The organism is Streptomyces sp. NPDC046335 (assembly GCF_055587985.1).
Genome location: NZ_JBVJFF010000010.1, coordinates 358505 through 376219 on the forward strand (window position 1 = coordinate 358505; position 17715 = coordinate 376219).

General features: G+C 72.2%; 15 protein-coding genes. 7 read left to right on the plus strand and 8 right to left on the minus strand.

What is annotated here, in order from left to right; genetic code table 11:
- Positions 1–125: 125 nt before the first annotated feature.
- From hppD to ACZ6JY_RS25715, 3 genes are read left to right on the plus strand one after another with little or no spacing between them, the layout of a single operon-like run.
- Entirely contained in the window at positions 126–1220 is a 1095-nt protein-coding gene (gene hppD, locus ACZ6JY_RS25705) for a 4-hydroxyphenylpyruvate dioxygenase (RefSeq protein WP_469199264.1), read from the plus strand.
- Positions 1201–2409 carry an alpha-hydroxy acid oxidase gene (locus tag ACZ6JY_RS25710; RefSeq protein ID WP_469199266.1) on the plus strand — a complete coding sequence of 403 codons (1209 nt, stop codon included), beginning with the start codon at positions 1201–1203 and terminating at the stop codon, positions 2407–2409. Before hppD ends, ACZ6JY_RS25710 begins: the two co-directional genes overlap by 20 nt.
- Before the next feature lie 42 nt (positions 2410–2451).
- Complete coding sequence (locus tag ACZ6JY_RS25715; RefSeq protein ID WP_469199268.1) at positions 2452–4797, plus strand: ATP-binding cassette domain-containing protein; 2346 nt, start codon at positions 2452–2454, stop codon at positions 4795–4797.
- A 17-nt stretch (positions 4798–4814) separates the two neighbouring features.
- Here the strand turns inward: ACZ6JY_RS25715 and ACZ6JY_RS25720 are convergent, their stop codons facing one another.
- From ACZ6JY_RS25720 to ACZ6JY_RS25735, 4 genes are all read right to left on the minus strand, one after another.
- Positions 4815–6329, minus strand: a complete 1515-nt coding sequence (locus tag ACZ6JY_RS25720) for an acyl-CoA synthetase (protein WP_469199270.1) — start codon at positions 6327–6329, stop codon at positions 4815–4817.
- Between the two features lie 71 nt (positions 6330–6400).
- Complete coding sequence (locus ACZ6JY_RS25725) at positions 6401–7147, minus strand: succinate dehydrogenase/fumarate reductase iron-sulfur subunit (RefSeq protein ID WP_469199272.1); 747 nt, start codon at positions 7145–7147, stop codon at positions 6401–6403.
- Positions 7144–9102, minus strand: coding sequence for a fumarate reductase/succinate dehydrogenase flavoprotein subunit (locus ACZ6JY_RS25730; protein WP_469199274.1), 1959 nt, complete (start codon positions 9100–9102; stop codon positions 7144–7146). Before ACZ6JY_RS25730 ends, ACZ6JY_RS25725 begins: the two co-directional genes overlap by 4 nt.
- Before the next feature lie 3 nt (positions 9103–9105).
- Positions 9106–9813, minus strand: a complete 708-nt coding sequence (locus ACZ6JY_RS25735) for a succinate dehydrogenase (protein ID WP_469199276.1) — start codon at positions 9811–9813, stop codon at positions 9106–9108.
- Positions 9814–9908: 95 nt separating this feature from the next.
- Between ACZ6JY_RS25735 and ACZ6JY_RS25740 the strand changes: the two genes are divergently transcribed.
- On the plus strand, positions 9909–10784 hold the full coding sequence (locus tag ACZ6JY_RS25740; protein ID WP_469199278.1) for a LysR family transcriptional regulator: 876 nt from the start codon (positions 9909–9911) through the stop codon (positions 10782–10784).
- Between the two features lie 18 nt (positions 10785–10802).
- Here ACZ6JY_RS25740 and ACZ6JY_RS25745 read toward each other — a convergent pair whose 3' ends face one another.
- The 4 genes from ACZ6JY_RS25745 to ACZ6JY_RS25760 all read right to left on the minus strand — a co-directional run bounded on the left by ACZ6JY_RS25745 (position 10803) and on the right by ACZ6JY_RS25760 (position 15679).
- On the minus strand, positions 10803–11543 hold the full coding sequence (locus ACZ6JY_RS25745) for a VOC family protein (protein ID WP_469199280.1): 741 nt from the start codon (positions 11541–11543) through the stop codon (positions 10803–10805).
- 3 nt (positions 11544–11546) lie between these two features.
- Positions 11547–13682: a putative bifunctional diguanylate cyclase/phosphodiesterase gene (locus ACZ6JY_RS25750; protein WP_469199282.1), complete on the minus strand. Its 2136-nt coding sequence runs from the start codon at positions 13680–13682 to the stop codon at positions 11547–11549.
- On the minus strand, positions 13679–14491 hold the full coding sequence (locus ACZ6JY_RS25755) for an SAM-dependent methyltransferase (protein ID WP_469199284.1): 813 nt from the start codon (positions 14489–14491) through the stop codon (positions 13679–13681). Before ACZ6JY_RS25755 ends, ACZ6JY_RS25750 begins: the two co-directional genes overlap by 4 nt.
- Before the next feature lie 216 nt (positions 14492–14707).
- Positions 14708–15679, minus strand: coding sequence for an SCO0930 family lipoprotein (locus ACZ6JY_RS25760; protein WP_469199286.1), 972 nt, complete (start codon positions 15677–15679; stop codon positions 14708–14710).
- A gap of 273 nt (positions 15680–15952) precedes the next feature.
- Between ACZ6JY_RS25760 and ACZ6JY_RS25765 the strand changes: the two genes are divergently transcribed.
- The 3 genes from ACZ6JY_RS25765 to ACZ6JY_RS25775 all read left to right on the plus strand — a co-directional run bounded on the left by ACZ6JY_RS25765 (position 15953) and on the right by ACZ6JY_RS25775 (position 17649).
- Complete coding sequence (locus tag ACZ6JY_RS25765) at positions 15953–16561, plus strand: hypothetical protein (protein ID WP_469199288.1); 609 nt, start codon at positions 15953–15955, stop codon at positions 16559–16561.
- 15 nt (positions 16562–16576) lie between these two features.
- Positions 16577–17341 carry a bestrophin-like domain gene (locus ACZ6JY_RS25770; protein WP_469199290.1) on the plus strand — a complete coding sequence of 255 codons (765 nt, stop codon included), beginning with the start codon at positions 16577–16579 and terminating at the stop codon, positions 17339–17341.
- 89 nt (positions 17342–17430) lie between these two features.
- Positions 17431–17649 (plus strand): hypothetical protein, encoded by a 219-nt coding sequence (locus ACZ6JY_RS25775; protein WP_469199292.1) that lies wholly within the window; start codon positions 17431–17433, stop codon positions 17647–17649.
- Positions 17650–17715: the final 66 nt, after the last annotated feature.

Genomic DNA, 17715 nt, shown 5'->3' on the forward strand with positions numbered 1-17715 from the left:
GAGGCTTTCTGGACACCTCAGAACGGCCGTCCATGATTTCCGTGACGTCCATGACTTCCATAGCCAGAACGGAGATCCGGCTCGTAGAGTCCCAGGAAATCTTCCCTCTCCGGCTGGAGACATTCATGAGCGAATTACCGAAAGCCGCGGGACCGCTCGCCGACCTGTCGCTCGACTACGTGGAGATGTACGTCGAGGACGTGGAGGCGGCGGCAGCGTCCTGGGTCGACGGCTACGGCTTCACGGTGGTCGGCACGGGCTCCTTCGCCGAGCACCGCGGCATCGCGCTGCGCCACGGCCGGATCACCCTCGTCGTCACCCAGGCGACGTCCGACGAGCATCCCGCGTCGGCGTACGTGATGGACCACGGGGACGGTGTCGCGGACATCGCCCTGCGCAGCGCGGACGCCGCCGCGGCCTTCCGCGCCGCGGTCGAGCGGGGCGCGGTGGCGTACCGGCAGGCGCGGGACGGGCAGGCCGGCGCGGCGGTCCGCGGCTTCGGGGACGTCGTCCACACCCTGGTCCAGCGCGCTCCCGGCGAGGGGCCCGGGCTGCCGGTCGGCTACGTGCCCGTACGGAACACGCGTCCGCACCCGCGCCCGGCCGACGACGCCGGTCTCCTCGAACTCGACCACATCGCGGTGTGCCTGCCCGCGGGCGACCTCGGCCCGACGGTCGGTCACTACCGGCGTGCGCTCGGGTTCCGGGACATCTTCGAGGAGCGCATCATCGTCGGCGCCCAGGCGATGGAGTCGACGGTGGTGCAGAGCCCGTCGGGCACCGTGACGCTGACGCTCATCGAGCCCGACACCGAGGCCGCGACGGGACAGATCGACGAGTTCCTCAAGGGCCACCAGGGGGCGGGCGTCCAGCACCTGGCGTTCTCCTCGAAGGACGCGGTGCGGTCGGTCAGGGCCCTGTCCGGGCGCGGTGTCTCCTTCCTGCGCACACCGCCGTCGTACTACGACCTGCTCGGCGAGCGCATCGACCTGGGCGCGGAGCGTCTCGCCGATCTGCGGTCGACGAACGTGCTCGCGGACGAGGACCACGACGGCAGGCTCTTCCAGATCTTCACCGCCTCGGCCCATCCGCGGCACACGCTGTTCTTCGAGGTCATCGAGCGGCAGGGGGCCGCGACCTTCGGGAGCGCGAACATCAAGGCGCTGTACGAGGCCGTGGAGCTGGATCGGACGAAGCAGCGTGGATTCCACCAGCGGTGAGCCGCCGGCCGGCGCCGCCCCCGACCTCGGTGTGCACTGCCTCGCCGACGTGGAGCGCGCGGCCGCCGCGGTGCTGCCCAGCGGGGTGCGGGACTTCGTGGCCGGCGGCAGCGGGGCGGAGACGACACTCGACGCCAACCGCGCGGCCCTCGACCGCGTCCGGCTGGTCCCCCGCGTCCTGCGGGACGTCTCGCGGTGCACGACGGAGACGACCCTGCTCGGGCACGCCGCCCGGCTGCCCGTGGCGCTCGCGCCCGTCGCCTACCAGCGGCTGCTGCACCCCGAGGGCGAACTGGCCGCCGCGCGGGCGGCGCGGGCGGCGGGTGTGCCGTTCACCGTGAGCACCCTCAGCAGTGTGCCGGTCGAACGCCTTGTGGCGACGGGCGCGGCCGTCTGGTTCCAGCTGTACTGGCTGCGGGAGCCGGGGCGCGCGCTCGACCTGGTGCGCAGGGCCGAGGACGCGGGGGCGGAGGCCGTCGTCCTCACGGTCGACGTGCCGTGGATGGCCCGCAGGCTCCGGGACGTACGCAACGGCTTCGCGCTGCCGCACCACGTACGCGCCGCCCACCTGCCCCCGGGCCCCACAGCGGCGCACCGGCCGTCCGCGGGCACCGCCTCCGCGCTGGCCGCACACACCGAGGCGGTGTTCTCCCCCGCCCTGACCTGGTCATCGGTGGCGGAGCTGCGGGCGGCGACCCGGCTGCCGCTGGTCCTCAAGGGCGTCCTGGCGGCCGAGGACGCGGTGCGTGCCGCCGAGTGCGGGGTGGACGCGGTGGCGGTCTCCAACCACGGTGGCCGCCAACTGGACGGCGCGGTCCCGAGCGTCGCCGCGCTGCGGGAGGTGGTGCCCGCCCTGGCGGGCCGCTGCGAGGTCCTGCTCGACAGCGGTATCCGCACCGGAGCAGACGTCCTCAGGGCACTCGCCCTGGGCGCCCGCGGCGTCCTGCTCGGCCGCCCGGCCCTGTGGGGCCTGGCCATGGCCGGCGAGGCGGGCGTGAGGCGGGTCCTCGATCTCCTGGCCCTGGAGTTCCGCGACGCCCTGGGCCTCGCGGGCTGCCCGGACGTGGCGGCGGCGACGGAACTGAGAACACGGTGGGACGACCACGCGGAGGCGTGGCCCTACGCGACGGAGGGGGCCGCCCGCGGGGCTCCGCGGGTCCCCCGATTCGCGGCGGGGCCCTCGGCCTAAGATCGTGGGGTTTGTCGCCGAGTCGCGTTCGGAGCGTCGCCCATGCACAGCCCTCACGATCCGTTCGTACGTGTCCGGGGTGCCCGCGAGCACAATCTGCTGGGTGTCGACGTGGACGTGCCGCGTGACGTTCTCGCCGTCTTCACCGGTGTCTCCGGTTCCGGGAAGTCCTCGCTCGCCTTCGGGACCATCTACGCCGAGGCCCAGCGGCGCTACTTCGAGTCGGTCGCCCCGTACGCCCGTCGGCTCATTCACCAGGTGGGCGCGCCGAAGGTCGGGGAGATCACGGGGCTGCCGCCCGCGGTCTCGCTCCAGCAGCGCCGCTCGGCGCCGACGTCGCGCTCCTCCGTCGGCACGGTCACCACCCTGTCCAACTCGCTGCGGATGCTCTTCTCCCGCGCGGGCGAGTATCCCGCGGGCGCCGAGCGGCTCGACTCCGACGCCTTCTCGGCGAACACGGCGGCGGGCGCCTGCCCCGAGTGCCACGGGCTCGGCCGTGTCCACCGCACCACCGAGGACCTGCTGGTGCCCGACCCGTCGCTGTCCATCCGCGAGGGCGCCGTCGCCGCCTGGCCGGGCGCCTGGCAGGGCAAGAACCTCAGGGACGTCCTGGACGCCCTGGGGTACGACGTCGACCGGCCGTGGCGTGAGCTGGCCGCCGCCGACCGCGAGTGGATCCTGTTCACCGACGAGCAGCCGGTGGTGACCGTGCACCCGGTGCGCGAGGCGGGACGCATCCAACGCCCGTACCAGGGCACGTACATGAGCGCCCGCCGCTATGTGATGAAGACCTTCGCGGACTCCAAGAGCCAGACCCTGCGCGCCAAGGCCGAACGCTTCCTCGCGAGCACTCCCTGCCCGCTCTGCGGCGGCAGCAGGCTGCGTCAGGAGGCGCTCGCCGTCACCTTCGCGGGCCGCACGATCGCCGAGCTCGCCGCACTCCCCCTGTCCGAGCTCGCGGACGTCCTCGCGGGCGCGGCAGGCGTCTCCGAGACGGCCCGTGTCCTGACCGGGGACCTGCTGGCCCGCATCGCGACCGTCACCGAGCTCGGCCTCGGCTATCTCAGCCCGGACCGCGCCACGCCCACCCTCTCGGCGGGCGAACTGCAACGCCTCCGTCTGGCGACACAGCTCCGCTCCGGGCTCTTCGGTGTCGTCTACGTCCTCGACGAGCCTTCCGCGGGCCTGCACCCGGCGGACACCGAGGCCCTGCTCGAAGTCCTCGACCGGCTGAAGGACGCGGGCAACTCCGTCTTCGTCGTGGAGCACCACCTCGACGTCATGCGCCACGCGGACTGGCTCGTCGACGTCGGTCCGCGGGCCGGGGAGCACGGCGGCCGGGTGCTGCACAGCGGCCCGGTGGCCGGCCTCGCGGGGGTCACCGAGTCGGCGACGGCCCGCTTCCTCTTCGACCCGCCCCCGGCGCCCGTACGCGAGGTGCGCACCGCCGAGCGGTGGCTGAAGGTCGGCCCGGTCACCCGGCACAATCTGCGGGCGGTGACGGCGGAGATCCCGCTCGGCGCCTTCACGGCGGTCACGGGCGTCTCGGGCTCGGGCAAGTCCACGCTCGTCGGTGAGATCACCGAGGAGCTCGACGGGGTCGGCCGCCTCGTCCGCGTGGACCAGAAGCCCATCGGCCGCACACCGCGCTCCAATCTCGCCACCTACACGGGCCTCTTCGACGTGGTGCGCAAGGTGTTCGCGGCGACGGACGAGGCGAAGGAGCGGGGTTACGGCGTCGGCCGGTTCTCCTTCAACGTGGCGGGCGGACGGTGCGAGACCTGTCAGGGCGAGGGCTTCGTCAGCGTCGAGCTGCTCTTCCTGCCGAGCACCTACGCGCCCTGCCCGGACTGCGCGGGCGCCCGCTACAACCCCGCGACGCTCGAAGTGACGTACCACGGGAAGAACATCGCGCAGGTGCTCGACCTCACCGTCGAGGCGGCGGCGGACTTCTTCGCGGACACCGGCACGCCCGCCGTCGTCCGCAGTCTGCGCACGCTCCTGGACGTGGGGCTCGGCTATCTGCGGCTCGGCCAGCCGGCCACGGAGCTGTCGGGCGGCGAGGCCCAGCGCATCAAGCTGGCGAGCGAGCTCCAGCGGGCCCGGCGCGGCCACACCCTGTACCTCCTCGACGAGCCGACGACGGGGCTGCACCCGGCCGACGTCGAGCTCCTCACCCACCGGCTGCACGAACTGGTCGACGCGGGGAACTCGGTGGTCGTCGTCGAGCACGACATGGCGGTCGTGGCGGGCGCGGACCGGGTGATCGACCTCGGTCCCGGCGGCGGCGACCGGGGCGGCGAGATCGTGGCGGAGGGCTCCCCGGCCGAGGTGGCCCGCGCCCGGGGCAGCCGCACCGCGCCGTATCTGGCACGGGCCCTGGGCTGATCACCCGCCGCCGTAGGTCACCCGCCGCGGTAGGCGTCCCGCAGCCGCGCCTTCGCCAGTTTGCCGGTCGGCGTTCGCGGCAGCCGGTCGGTGAAGTCGACGGTACGGGGCACCTTGTAGGAGGCGACGCGGGCGCGGACGAACTCCCGTAACTCGTAGGCCAGTCGCGGTCCGGGATCGGTGCCTTCGGCGGCCAGGACCACGGCCTTGACGGATTCGCCCATCTCCGCGTCGGGGACGCCGATCACGGCCACGTCCTCGACCGCGGGGTGCAGGACCAGGACGTCCTCGATCTCCTGGGGGTAGATGTTCACCCCGCCGGAGATGATCGTGAAGGCCCTGCGGTCGGTGAGGAAGAGGTAGCCGTCCTCGTCGACGTGGCCGACGTCCCCGGTGGTGGTCCAGTTGGGGTGCTCGGGGTGCTGCGCCTCGCGGGTGCGCTCCTGGTCGTTGTGGTAGCGGAAGGGCACGTCCTCGCGCTCGAAGTACACCGTGCCGGTGGCTCCCGCGGGCAGCTCTTTGCCCTCCTCGTCGCAGATCCGCAGCGTGCCGAGGAAGCCGTCGCGGCCCACGGAGCCGGGCTTGCGCAGCCACTCCTCGGGGGAGACGAACGTGATGCCGTTGCCCTCCGTCGACGAGTAGTACTCGTACAGGATCGGCCCCCACCACTCCATCATCCGCCGCTTGACCTCGACGGGGCACGGCGCGGCGGCGTGGATGGCGACCTTCATCGACGACAGGTCGTGGCGTTCCCGCGCCTCGGCGGGGAGTTTCAGCATCCGCACGAACATCGTCGGCACCCACTGGCTGTGCGTCACCCGGTGCCGTTCGACGGCCGCGAGGGCGCTCTCCGCGTCGAAGGAGGGCATCAGGACGACGGTCCCGCCGAGCGCGGTGACCACGCCGCAGAACCGCAGGGGCGCCGCGTGGTAGATCGGCGCCGGCGAGAGGTAGACGGTGTCCTCGCCGAAGCCGTACATCGCCTGGAAGATGAGCGTGTACGTGGTGGGCTGCTCGCGGATGTCGCCCTCGGGGAGCGCGGGTTTCACGCCCTTGGGGCGGCCCGTGGTGCCGGAGGAGTAGAGCATGTCGGCGCCGCGCGGCTGGTGCGCGGGCGGCTTCGCCGAGGAGGCGGCGAGGGCCCGCTCGTAGGTGCCGTCGTCGAGGCCGAGCACGTGCGGCGGGCCGCCCGCGGCGTCCCGCACCCGCGCGCCGAACCGGGTGAGCGACCCGGAGACGATCAGCGTGCTCGCCCCGCAGTCCCGCACGATGTACGCGGCCTCGTCCGCCCGCAGATGGTGGTTGACGGCGGTGAGGTAGAGGCCGGAGCGGAGCGCGGCCCAGTAGACCTCAAGGGCGCGTGGGTCGTTGTCGCAGAGCAGCGCGATGTGGTCGCCCCGGCGCAGCCCCGCGGCCCGCAGATGGTCCGCGAGCCGCAGGGAGCGCTCTTCGAGCTGTCCGTAGGTGAGGGTCCGGGTGCCGTCGGCGGTGACGACGGCCGTCTTGGCGGGGTCGTACGCTCCAGGATGCATGCACCGAAGCTAAGCGCCCGAAGGGGCGCGGGGAACTGCGCGACCAGCCACGACGAACCCGCACCAGGGGCTCAGCGGCTGACCTTCCGCGTGGCCCGCAGCCACTCCTTGTTCATCGCCGCGATGGACGGCAGCGGGATGCCCTTCGGGCAGGCGGTGGCACAGGCGCCGGTGAGCGTGCAGCCGCCGAATCCCTCCTCGTCCATCTGCGCCACCATGTCAAGGACCCGCGTCTCGCGCTCGGGCGCGCCCTGCGGCAGGACGTTGAGGTGGTTGACCTTCGCCGAGGTGAACAGCATGGCGGAGCCGTTGGGGCAGGCGGCGACGCAGGCCCCGCAGCCGATGCACTCGGCGTGCTCGAAGGCGAAGTCCGCGTCCGGTTTGGGCACGGGCGCCGCGTGCGCCTCGGGGGCGGCGCCGGTCGGGGCGCTGATGTAGCCGCCGGACTGGATGATCCGGTCGAAGGCCGAGCGGTCCACCACCAGGTCCTTGACGACCGGGAAGGCGGAGGCGCGCCACGGTTCGATGTCGATGGTGTCGCCGTCCTCGAAGGACCGCATGTGGAGCTGGCAGGTGGTGGTGCGCTCGGGGCCGTGGGCGTCGCCGTTGATGACGAGTGAGCAGGCGCCGCAGATGCCCTCGCGGCAGTCGTGGTCGAAGGCGACGGGGTCCTCGCCCTTGACGATGAGTTCTTCGTTGAGGGTGTCGAGCATCTCCAGGAAGGACATGTCCTGGGAAATGCCGTCCACCTCGTACGTGGACATCGCGCCGTCGGCTCCGGCGTTCTTCTGGCGCCAGACGCGCAGGGTGAGCTTCATGCGTAGCTCCGCTGAGTGGGGTGGACGTACTCGAAGACGAGGTCTTCTCGGTGGAGGACGGGAGCTTCACCGGTGTCGGTGAATTCCCAGGCGGCGGCGTAGGAGAACTCCTCGTCGACGCGGGCGGCCTCACCGTCGGGGGTCTGGGACTCCTCGCGGAAGTGGCCGCCGCAGGACTCGGCGCGGTGCAGGGCGTCGAGGCACATCAGCTCGGCGAGTTCGAGGTAGTCGACGACGCGGTTGGCCTTCTCCAGGGACTGGTTGAACTCCTCGCCCGTGCCGGGGACCTTGATGCGGCGCCAGAACTCCTCGCGGATCTGCGGGATGCGGTCCAGGGCCTTGCGCAGCCCCGTCTCCGTACGGGCCATGCCGCAGAACTCCCACATGACCTCGCCGAGTTCGCGGTGGAAGGAGTCGGGCGTGCGGTCGCCGTCGACGGCGAGGAGCAGGTTGAGGCGGTCCTCGGTCTCGGCGAGGACTTCCCGCACGACGGGGTGGGTGTCGCCGACCTCGTCCTGGTGCGGGTGGCGGGCGAGGTAGTCGTTGATGGTGGAGGGCAGGACGAAGTAGCCGTCGGCGAGGCCCTGCATGAGCGCGCTGGCGCCGAGCCGGTTGGCGCCGTGGTCGGAGAAGTTGGCCTCGCCGACGGCGAAGAGCCCGGGGACGGTGGTCTGGAGGTCGTAGTCGACCCAGAGGCCGCCCATCGTGTAGTGCACGGCGGGGTAGATCCGCATGGGCACCTCGTACGGGTTCTCCGCGGTGATCCGCTCGTACATGTCGAAGAGGTTGCCGTACTTCTCCTCGACCACTCGGCGGCCCATCCGCTGGATGGCGTCGGCGAAGTCGAGGTAGACGCCCTGGCCGCCGGGGCCGACGCCGCGGCCCTCGTCGCACACGTTCTTCGCGGCGCGCGAGGCGATGTCGCGGGGCACGAGGTTGCCGAAGGCGGGGTAGATGCGCTCCAGGTAGTAGTCGCGCTCGTCCTCGGGGATCTCGTTCGGCGGGCGGTCGTCGCCCTTGGCCTTGGGCACCCAGATGCGGCCGTCGTTGCGCAGCGACTCGCTCATGAGCGTGAGCTTGGACTGGTGGTCGCCGGTGCGCGGGATGCAGGTGGGGTGGATCTGGGTGAAGCAGGGGTTGGCGAAGTACGCGCCGCGCCGGTGGGCGCGCCAGACGGCGGTGGCGTTGGAGTTCATGGCGTTCGTCGACAGGTAGAAGACGTTGCCGTAGCCGCCGGAGGCCAGGACCACGGCGTCGGCGAAGTAGGTGTCGATCCTGCCGGTGATCAGGTCGCGGGCGACGATGCCCCGCGCCCGCCCGTCGACCACGACGAGGTCGAGCATCTCGGTACGGGGATGCATCTCCACGTTCCCGGCGGCGATCTGGCGGCTGAGCGCCTGGTACGCGCCGAGGAGGAGCTGCTGCCCCGTCTGGCCGCGCGCGTAGAAGGTGCGGGACACCTGCACGCCGCCGAAGGAGCGGGTGTCGAGGAGCCCGCCGTACTCGCGGGCGAACGGCACGCCCTGCGCGACGCACTGGTCGATGATCTCGACGGAGATCTGCGCGAGGCGGTGCACGTTGGACTCGCGGGCGCGGAAGTCGCCGCCCTTGACGGTGTCGTAGAAGAGGCGGTGCACGGAGTCGCCGTCGTTGCGGTAGTTCTTGGCGGCGTTGATGCCGCCCTGCGCGGCGATGGAGTGGGCGCGGCGCGGCGAGTCCTGGTAGCAGAACTGCACGACGTGGTAGCCCTGTTCGGCGAGCGTGGCCCCGGCGGAGCCGCCGGCCAGGCCGGTGCCGACGACGATCACGGTGTGCTTGCGGCGGTTGGCGGGGTTGACCAGCTTCGCCTGGAAGCGGCGGGTGTCCCAGCGGTCCGCGACGGGTCCGCCGGGGGCCTTGGTGTCGGCGATGGGTTCGCCGGTGGTGTAGTCGGCGTATTCGCTGGAGTGATTCATGGGTCAGCTCACCAGTCCGGTCATGACGGCGACGGGTACGGAGACGAAGCCCGCGCTCAGCACGAGGGCGATGCCCGTCGCGAGGGGCTTGAGGACGCGGTCGCGGGCCGCGGTGCCGACGCCCAGGGTCTGTGCGGCGCTCCACAGCCCGTGCCGGACGTGGAAGCCGAGGGCGACCACGGCGACGATGTAGATGACGTTGCCGTACCAGGTGGAGAAGGTGTCGATCACGTTCTGGTACGGGCGCAGGTGCTCGTATCCGCCGGGGTGCACCGTGCCGGTCGTCAGGTCGAGGATGTGCCAGACGATGAACAGGCCGAGGATGACACCGCCCCAGCGCATGGTGCGGGTGGCGAAGCTCGCGCCCGGCTTCTTGTGGACGTACTGGGTGGGACGTGCCCTGATGTCGCGGCGGCTGAGCTGGTAGGCGGACGTGGCATGGGCGACGACGGCGGCGACGAGGACCACCCGGACCAGCCAGAGCGTCCACTCGTAGTGCATGAACGGCTCGCCGAGCGTGCGCAGCCAGTGCGCGTAGTGGTTGATCTCCTCGGGCCCGAAGAAGATCTTCAGGTTCGCGAACATGTGCGCGAGCAGATAGAGCAGCATGATGAGACCGCTCACCGCCATCACGGTCTTCTTGCCGATGGTGGAGTCCCAGAGCGTGCGGGTCATGGACGGCCGTTTGTCCGTCCGCGTTGCCAGAGCCATGTCAGGGACGCTACGGCCGGAGGTGCCGATCGGTCCAAGACATGGATCACCTGATGTCGATAGCCAGGAACTATCGACCCACGTATCGTTGGGGTATGCAACTCCAGCAGCTGCACTATTTCGTCGCCGTCTCCGAGACCCGGCACTTCACACGGGCCGCCGAGCGGGTCCACGTGGCGCAGCCGTCGCTGTCCCAGCAGATCAGGGCCCTGGAGAAGGAGCTGGGCGCTGAGCTGTTCAGCCGGGCCCGCGGCAACATCGCGCTCACCGACGCGGGCGAGGCCCTGCTGCCGCTCGCCCGCCGCATCCTGGCGGACGCGGACACCGCCCGCATCGAGGTGCAGGAGCTCGCGCAGCTCCGCCGCGGCCGCATCCGCCTGGGGGCGACGCCCAGCGTGTGCACGGGGCTGCTTCCTGAGGTGCTCCGCGCCTTCCACGACCGCCACCCCGGCATCCAGCTGCTCATCGAGGAGGGCGGCTCCCACGACCTGGTCCGCGAACTGGCCCGCGGCGCCCTGGACCTGGCCCTCGTGGTCCTGCCGCTGCCTTCGCCGTCCCCCGCGCTGACCACCGTGGAGCTGCTGCGCGAGGACCTGGTGGTGGTCTCCGCGCCGCACGAACGCGGCCTGGGCAGGACCGTCCGGATCGCCGACCTCCAGGGCGAGCGCCTCGTAATGTTCCGCCACGGCTACGACCTGCGGGAGCTCACCGTCGCCGCCTGCCGCGCCGAGGGCTTCGAGCCGGAGTTCGCGGTGGAGGGCGGCGAGATGGACGCGGTCCTCGGCTTCGTCCGCGCGGGCCTGGGCCTCGCGGTGGTCCCCCGCATGGTCGCCGAACGCTCCGGCGCCGACCTCCGCATGACTCCCCTGGCGGGCCCGAGCCTCCACCGTACGATCGCCCTGGCCCACCGCAGCGACGTGGCTCCGCCACGGGCGGCACGGGAGCTCCAGCGCATGCTGCTCGAACGCTGAGGCCGTCGGCGCCGCCCGCTAGGACACCCGCCCCGTCACCGGGTCACGCCCCGTCAGGCAGTACGTGCCGCCCGCCGGGTCCCGCATCACCAGCCAGTGCCTGCCGCGTGACACGAACGTCGCGCCGAGGCTCTCGTGCCAGGCGCGGGCCGCGTCCGGGTCCGAGCAGGACAGGTCGAGGTGGGCCCCGGCGGGGCCGGGCGAGTCCAGGCGTTGCAGCAGCAGCCTGACCGGCAGGTGCGCGGGTGGCTGCACGTCGAGGAACTCGGGGCTCGTGCCCTTGACGGGCTGCCAGGCCGTGAGGGCCACCCAGAAGGCGGCTTCCCTGTCGTACGCCTCCGGGGGCACGTCCAGGCACACCTGGTCCAGGAGCGTGAGGGAGCCGTCCGGCCCGGCGGTGGGCGCCGGCCGGGACGTCTCGCCGGTCCAGGGCACGAGGCAGAACGGCAGCCCGGCCGGTGAGCGCAGGACTTCGAGGCCGGGCTCCGCGTGGAGCGGTCCTGCGCCGAGCCTTTGGGCCTCACGCGTCGTGGCGGCGAGGTCGTCCACCGCCAGGTCGATGTGCGCGCCGCCGGGTCCGGCCACGGCCTGCGCCTTCACGCATGCGTCGGCGGGGGCGCCGGGCAGCAGCGTCACGAACTCGCCGTCGGCTCCCCGGTGGTCCGACAGGTGCGTGCCGGTGGCCGCCGTCCAGAAGGCGCACGCGGTGGCGAAGCCGTCGCGCGGCCGGTCGATGAAGGCGTACGCCCAGCGGATCACGGCTCAGCCCGTCGCGTCGAGGAGTGCCAGCTCGTGCAGGCGGTCCGGCGGTCCCGGTCGGGCGTAGTACCAGCCCTGGGCCGTGTCGCAGCCCAGCTCGCGGAGCTGGTCGGCCTGGTGGCCCGTCTCGACGCCCTCGACCGTGACCGCGAGGTCCAGGCTGTGCGCCAGGGCCACGATGCCCTCGACGATCTTCAGGTCGACGGGGTCCGCGGGGAAGTGCTGCATGCCCTGCGTGAAGGAGCGGTCCAGCTTGAGCACGCTGACCGGCAGCCGGCGCAGGTTGGCGAGGTTGGAGTAGCCCGTGCCGAAGTCGTCGAGCGCGATGTCCACGCCCATCTCGGCGAGCCTGCGCAGCGGCTTCAGCAGGTCGTCGTCGGCCCCTATCAACGCGGACTCGGTGACCTCCAGGCAGAGCGCGGCGGGCGCGAGGCCCTCGCGCTCCAGGATGTCGACCGTGTCGGAGACGAGGTTGGGGTGGGTGAGCTGCATGGGAGAGAGGTTGACGTTGACCCGCAGCGGCCCGGCGTCGCTGTGCCGGGACTCCCACGTCCTGGCCTGGCGCACCGACTCCTCGAGGACCCAGCGGCCGAGCGGCACGATCAGGCCGGTGTGCTCGGCGAGCGGGATGAACCGGTCGGGGCCGATGATGCCGTGCTGCGGGTGCAGCCACCGCACCAGCGCCTCGGCGCCGCGCACACTGCCGTCACCGAGGCGCACCAGCGGCTGGTACTCGATGAAGAACTCGCCGCGCTCCAGGGCCGCGGGCAGCGCGGTGGTCAGGCCGTGCCGGGTGATGGCGCGGGCGTCGGCCTCGGGGTCGGCGAGTTCGTAGCGGTTGCCGCCCGCGGACTTCGCGCGGTACATCGTGATGTCGGCGCTGCGCAGCACCTCCGCCGCGCCGCGCTCGCCCGCGGGGCCCTCGACGATGCCGATGCTGCCGCGCACGGTCAGCTCGCGGCCGTCGACGCGGACCGGGGTGGCGAGGGCGTGCATGATGCGGCCCGCGAGCTCGTCGACCTCGGTCTCGGTGTCGGGCCCTGTGGTGAGCGCCACGAACTCGTCGCCGCCGAGGCGGGCCACCATCTCGCCGGGCGCGGTCGCGCAGGACTGGAGCCGGTCGGCGACCTCGACGAGCAGCCGGTCGCCCGCCGCGTGCCCGAGGCTGTCGTTGACGGTCTTGAAGCCGTCGAGGTCGAGGTAGCAGAGCCCGAAGCGGGCCTCCTGCCCCGCCGAGAGCGCCTTCTCCAGGCGCTCGAAGAACAGGGTGCGGTTGGGCAGCCCGGTGAGCGCGTCGTGCGTCGCCTCGTACCGCAGACGCAGGTTGAGCAGGCGGCGCTCGGTGGTGTCCTCCATCAGCGCGAGCTGGTACTGCGGCACGCCGTCCGCGTCCCGCAGCAGCGAGACGGTCAGGTTCGTCCACAGGACCGTGCCGTCGGGGCGGTAGAAGGCCTTCTCCACGCGGTAGTGCTCGCGCTCGCCGCGCACCAGCTCTTCGTAGAGCCGCCATACGTGGGGCGAGTCGTCGGGGTGGGTCCACTCGCCCACGTTGCGTCCGCGCAGATGCTGCTCCAGGCCGCCGAACATGCGGATCAGCGCGTCGTTGGCCTCCAGGACCGTGCCGTCCAGGTCCGCGATGCCGATGCCGATCGCGGCGCCGTGGAACACCGCGCGGAAGCGGGCCTCGCTGGCGTGCAGGGCCTCGGCGACCGCGCTGCGCGCGCTGAGGGCCGCGCGGGAGATCGCCTCCTGCTCGGCGAGGGTGCGCTCCCGCAGCGCCTGCGCGAAGCCCGCGGCGACGGAGTGCTGGATCCGCGCGCAGCGGGCCCGCAGCTCCTCGCGGGGCCTGTCGCCGCCGCAGTACAGGACCAGGTAGGCGTCGACGCAGTCGAGCGTGCGGCTGAGCGCCTCGGGCTCGGTGCAGTGCGTGCCGATGAGCGCGGCGCCGATGGCCTGGCCCTCCGTGGCGTCGAAGACGCGCTCCTGGAGGGCGTCGCGCAAGCGCCGGGCCAGCGGCACCAGTTGCAGTTCGAACTCCGGCCGGGTCAGCGAGGTCGCCGTGGCGGGGAAGATCGCCCGGCTCCAGATGGTGGCGAACCTGCGCAGTCTTCCCTCGGGTCCGTCCGCCTCGCCGCTCAACGCTTCCGCCCCACGCCCGCGAACCCCGAGAAGGAATAGGGATCCTCGTCCTCGGGCGCGGTGTCGGGCCGCCAGTGCGGCATCGGCACCAGGCCGGGTTCCACCATGTCGTATCCCTCGAAGAACCGTGCGATCTCGTCGCGCGAGCGCATGATCAGCGGATTGCGGATGTCCTTGTATACACCGACCGTCCGGCCGGCCTGCTCGGGGGGAACCGGAATCCCTTCGTACGAGGCGTGGGTGAGGACGATCAAGCTGCCGGGCGCGAGTCCGTCCCGCAGCTCCGCGACCGCCGCACGAGGATCGTACGCGTCCTCGACGAAGTGCAGGACGGCGACGAGCAGAAGAGCCGTCGGACGGTTCAGGTCGAGCAGCTCGCCGACTTCCGGGCTGCCCAGGATGTCCTGCGGTTTGCGCAGGTCCGCGGTGATGACCCCGGCCTGGTCGCAGCCTTCGAGGACCGCCTTGCTGTGGGCCACGGCGACCGGGTCGTGGTCGACGTACATGACGCGCGCCCCGTCGTCGGCCTGCCGCGCGACCTCGTGGACGTTGCCGAACGTCGGGATGCCGGAGCCGATGTCGAGGAACTGGGTGACGCCGTGCGCCACGGCGTACCGCACCGCGCGCCGCATGAACGCCCTGTTCGCCTGCATGATCTTCGGGAGGCCCGGCATGAACTCCATGGCTTTGCGGGCCGCCTCCCGGTCCGCCTCGAAGTTGTGCGAACCGCCCAGGTAGTAGTCGTAGATGCGGGACACGCTCGGCATCGAGATGTCGATGCCCGGCGGGGCCCAGGCGGGACGCTCCATCAAGACTCCAAGACGTAGGGGGCGCGCTGGGGGCGATCCGTTGTTCGAGGGTGAGGCTACTGATCGTCTGCCAACGGAGCGAGCAAAAACGGAAATTGGCCGTCCGTTCTCGGTCACTGCCTTTGGCAAGTGCCTGACGACACACAGCGACCGGCCCGTCCCGCCTCGTGACGAGGGGGACGGGCCGGTCGGCCCCGTGGGGGGCTCTACTGGGATCTACTGAGGGGCGCCCACGGGCTTGCCCTCGGGGCTCGCGGCGTACCACGTGCCTCCGACGCCCTGCCCGTTGGTGTCTCCCGGCTTCTTGTCGCCGGAGAAGGTGTACAGCGGCCAGCAGTCGATCGTCTGCTGCTTGCCGCCGTCCGGGCGGTCGTAGGTCATGTAGCCCTTCTTCTGGACGCCTTCGGCGTCGGCCTTGGGCACGGGGGCCACGGCGGGCCACTTCTCGGCGCAGGCGCCCACGCAGTTGGACTTGATCGGCCAGGCCGAGTCCTTGGTGAAGCGGTAGACGGTCATGCCGTTCTTGTCGACGACGATCTCGCCGAGCTTGGGGTCCTTGCGGGTCGAGAGGCCCGCGGGGTCGGCGGGCGCGGTCTGCGCGGGGGCGGGCTCGGCCGCCCGCGCGGACGCCTTCTTGCCGTCGGGTGCCGCGGCGTACCAGGTGCCGCCCACGCCCTGCCCCTTGGCGTCGCCGGGCTCGGCGTCCTTCGCGTACCGGTACATCGGCCAGCCGTCGATGGTGAGCTGCTTGGTGCCGTCCGTGGCCGTGACCTCGCCGAGCAGGGACTCGTCGACGCCCGGTGCGGCCTTGGCCCCGTCTGCGGCGACGACCGGCCACGCCTTGAGGCAGGCCCCTGCGCAGTTGGACTTGGGCGGCTGTGCGGTGTCCTTGTCGAAGCGGTAGAGCGTGAAGCCCTCGCTGTCCGTGACGACCTCGCCGAGCTTCTTGCTCTCCCACACCGCGAGTTGTCCGGCGGCCTTGGGCTTGGCGCCCGCGGCGTCCTTGTCGGCGCCGTAGCCGTCACCGGCGCCGTAACCGCCCTCGGCGGGCGCCTCGTTGCCCACGTTCTGGCCGGTCGGCGACTGGCCGCCCTTCTCCTGTCCGCACGCCGTCGTCAGGGCCAGCAGGGCCGCAGCCGTCGCTACGAGCGAGGCGCTCCGCCAGGCCCGGTGTGTGGGTTGCCGCATCTCTGACTCCCGCTGTCCACTTGGGTGTTGTGACGCCGTTTGCGTCACACATGGCCCTAGGTACGGGCGGAGACCGCCGGCGTGTTCAACGGGGGCGCAAGATTCTTTGCGTGGGACGTAGGGCGTGGGGCCGGGGGCTGGGTGCCGGGGGCCGGGGGCCGCGGTGACACGGACTTCGCGTCGCCAAACCTCCGGGCGCTCCCTCTCCCCCCTTCGGGTCAATCAGGAGCATCCCCGGCGTGCCGGGCGCGTCCACTGCCCATGATCTCCGTCGTGCACGGAACTAATCGGGCTCTGCCGCCCCTGGTGACCCGCGTGTTGGCGCTCCTGGCACTGGCACTGCTGCTCGGCGCCTCATCGACCACCGGCGCGGCCGTGGCCGGCGACTGCGCGTACGCGTCCATCGACCAGAGCGGTGGCGCATCGGGCGGCGACAACTGGGCCGTGGCGGGCGACGGTGCTCGCTGCCACGCCGGGCCCACGCACCGGCCGAAGCCACCGCCGCCGCCCGAACCGCCGCCGCCCCCACCTCCGCCGCCACCTGCGCCTCCGCCCCCACCTCCGCCTCCGCCGAAGCCCGCGGTCCCGGAGCCGCCGCCCGCCCCGGCCCCTTCGCCGACCCCGACGCCGCGTGCGCCCGCGCCCGCACCCGCGCCGCCGAAGCCCGCCGAGCCGAAGCCTTCCGAACCGAAGCCTGCGAAGCCTTCGAAGCCGAAGCCCACCCCCTCCAGGACGGCGGAAAAGCCGCAGCCGGTGGCCTATCCCTCGTATCGCGCCAAACCGCACAGGTCGCCGCCGCGCGACGGCCCGTCCATCGTCACGCTCATGTTGCTCATCACGGCGCCCGCGGTGCTCGCCGTCGCCGCGCTCCGCCCGCGCTGACCGCCGGAGGTCCTCATGTCGGAATGGCTTGTTCTCACCCTCGCGATGGCGGCCGCATGCGGTGTCGTGCTCGTCGTGACCCTGCTGCGGCACCGCAGGACCGGCGAGGACTACGACGCGTCGGACACCCCCGACGTCATCGAGTACATGACCATGATGATCGGCGTCGTCTACGCCATCGTGCTGGGTCTCGCCATCGCGGGCGTCTGGGAGGCCCGCGGCGCCGCGCAGGAGTACGTACGCCTGGAGGCCCAGGCTCTGCACGAGGTCTCGGAGCGGGCGGACGCCTACCCGGACGACGTCCGTGACCGTATTCGTGCCGATGTCCACAGCTATGTCAGCCATGTCGTCACCAAGGAGTGGGACACCATGGCCGACAAGGGGGAACTCACCGACCGGGGACGCGAGTTGCTCCGCCAGGTCCGGCACGACGTCACGGACTACCGGCCGAAGTCGGACTACGAGGCCCAGACGTACCAGCCGCTGGTCGACGCGGTGGCGGCGGCGGACGACGCGCGCAGTTCCCGCGCGGACAGCACGGGGGCGACCATGCCCGGCGTGGTCTGGTTCGGCCTGATCATCGGCGGGCTCGTCACCATCGGCATGATCTTCGCCCTGCAGATCCGCCGCACACCGCGCGAACTGATCCTCGCCGGGCTCTTCTCCGCGCTCTTCGCCTTCCTGCTCTTCCTCATCTGGGACTTCGACTCCCCCTACAGCCGGGGCGCCGCCGCGGGCGCGGAACCGCTGCGGGAGCTGCTCTCACAGCTCGGCGGCTGAGGCGACGGGGCCCTCCCCCACCCGATTCCCCCACCCCATGGCCGTGAATTCCGCTGCGCCGCGGGCCCGCGCGGCGCATCCTGTATGCCATGCCCTGGCAGTCACCGATCGTCGTCCATCCGCCCGCCCCCGACGGCGGGCGGCGGGTCACCGTGCGCGGTCGCGCCGTCGGCGTCGCCCACAGCGACCCCGACCTCGTGGAACTCCTGCGCCGCGCGGGCCTCGGCGAGGCCGACGTGGCGCTGGACGACCCGCATCTCGTCGAGTGGCGCGGCGGACGCCACGTCTGGGCGGCGCACCGGGACTGACCGGCCGGACCCGCCGCCGCGCTTGCCACACCGCCCCGTACACCGCGGCGCGCCACGCCGCCGCGT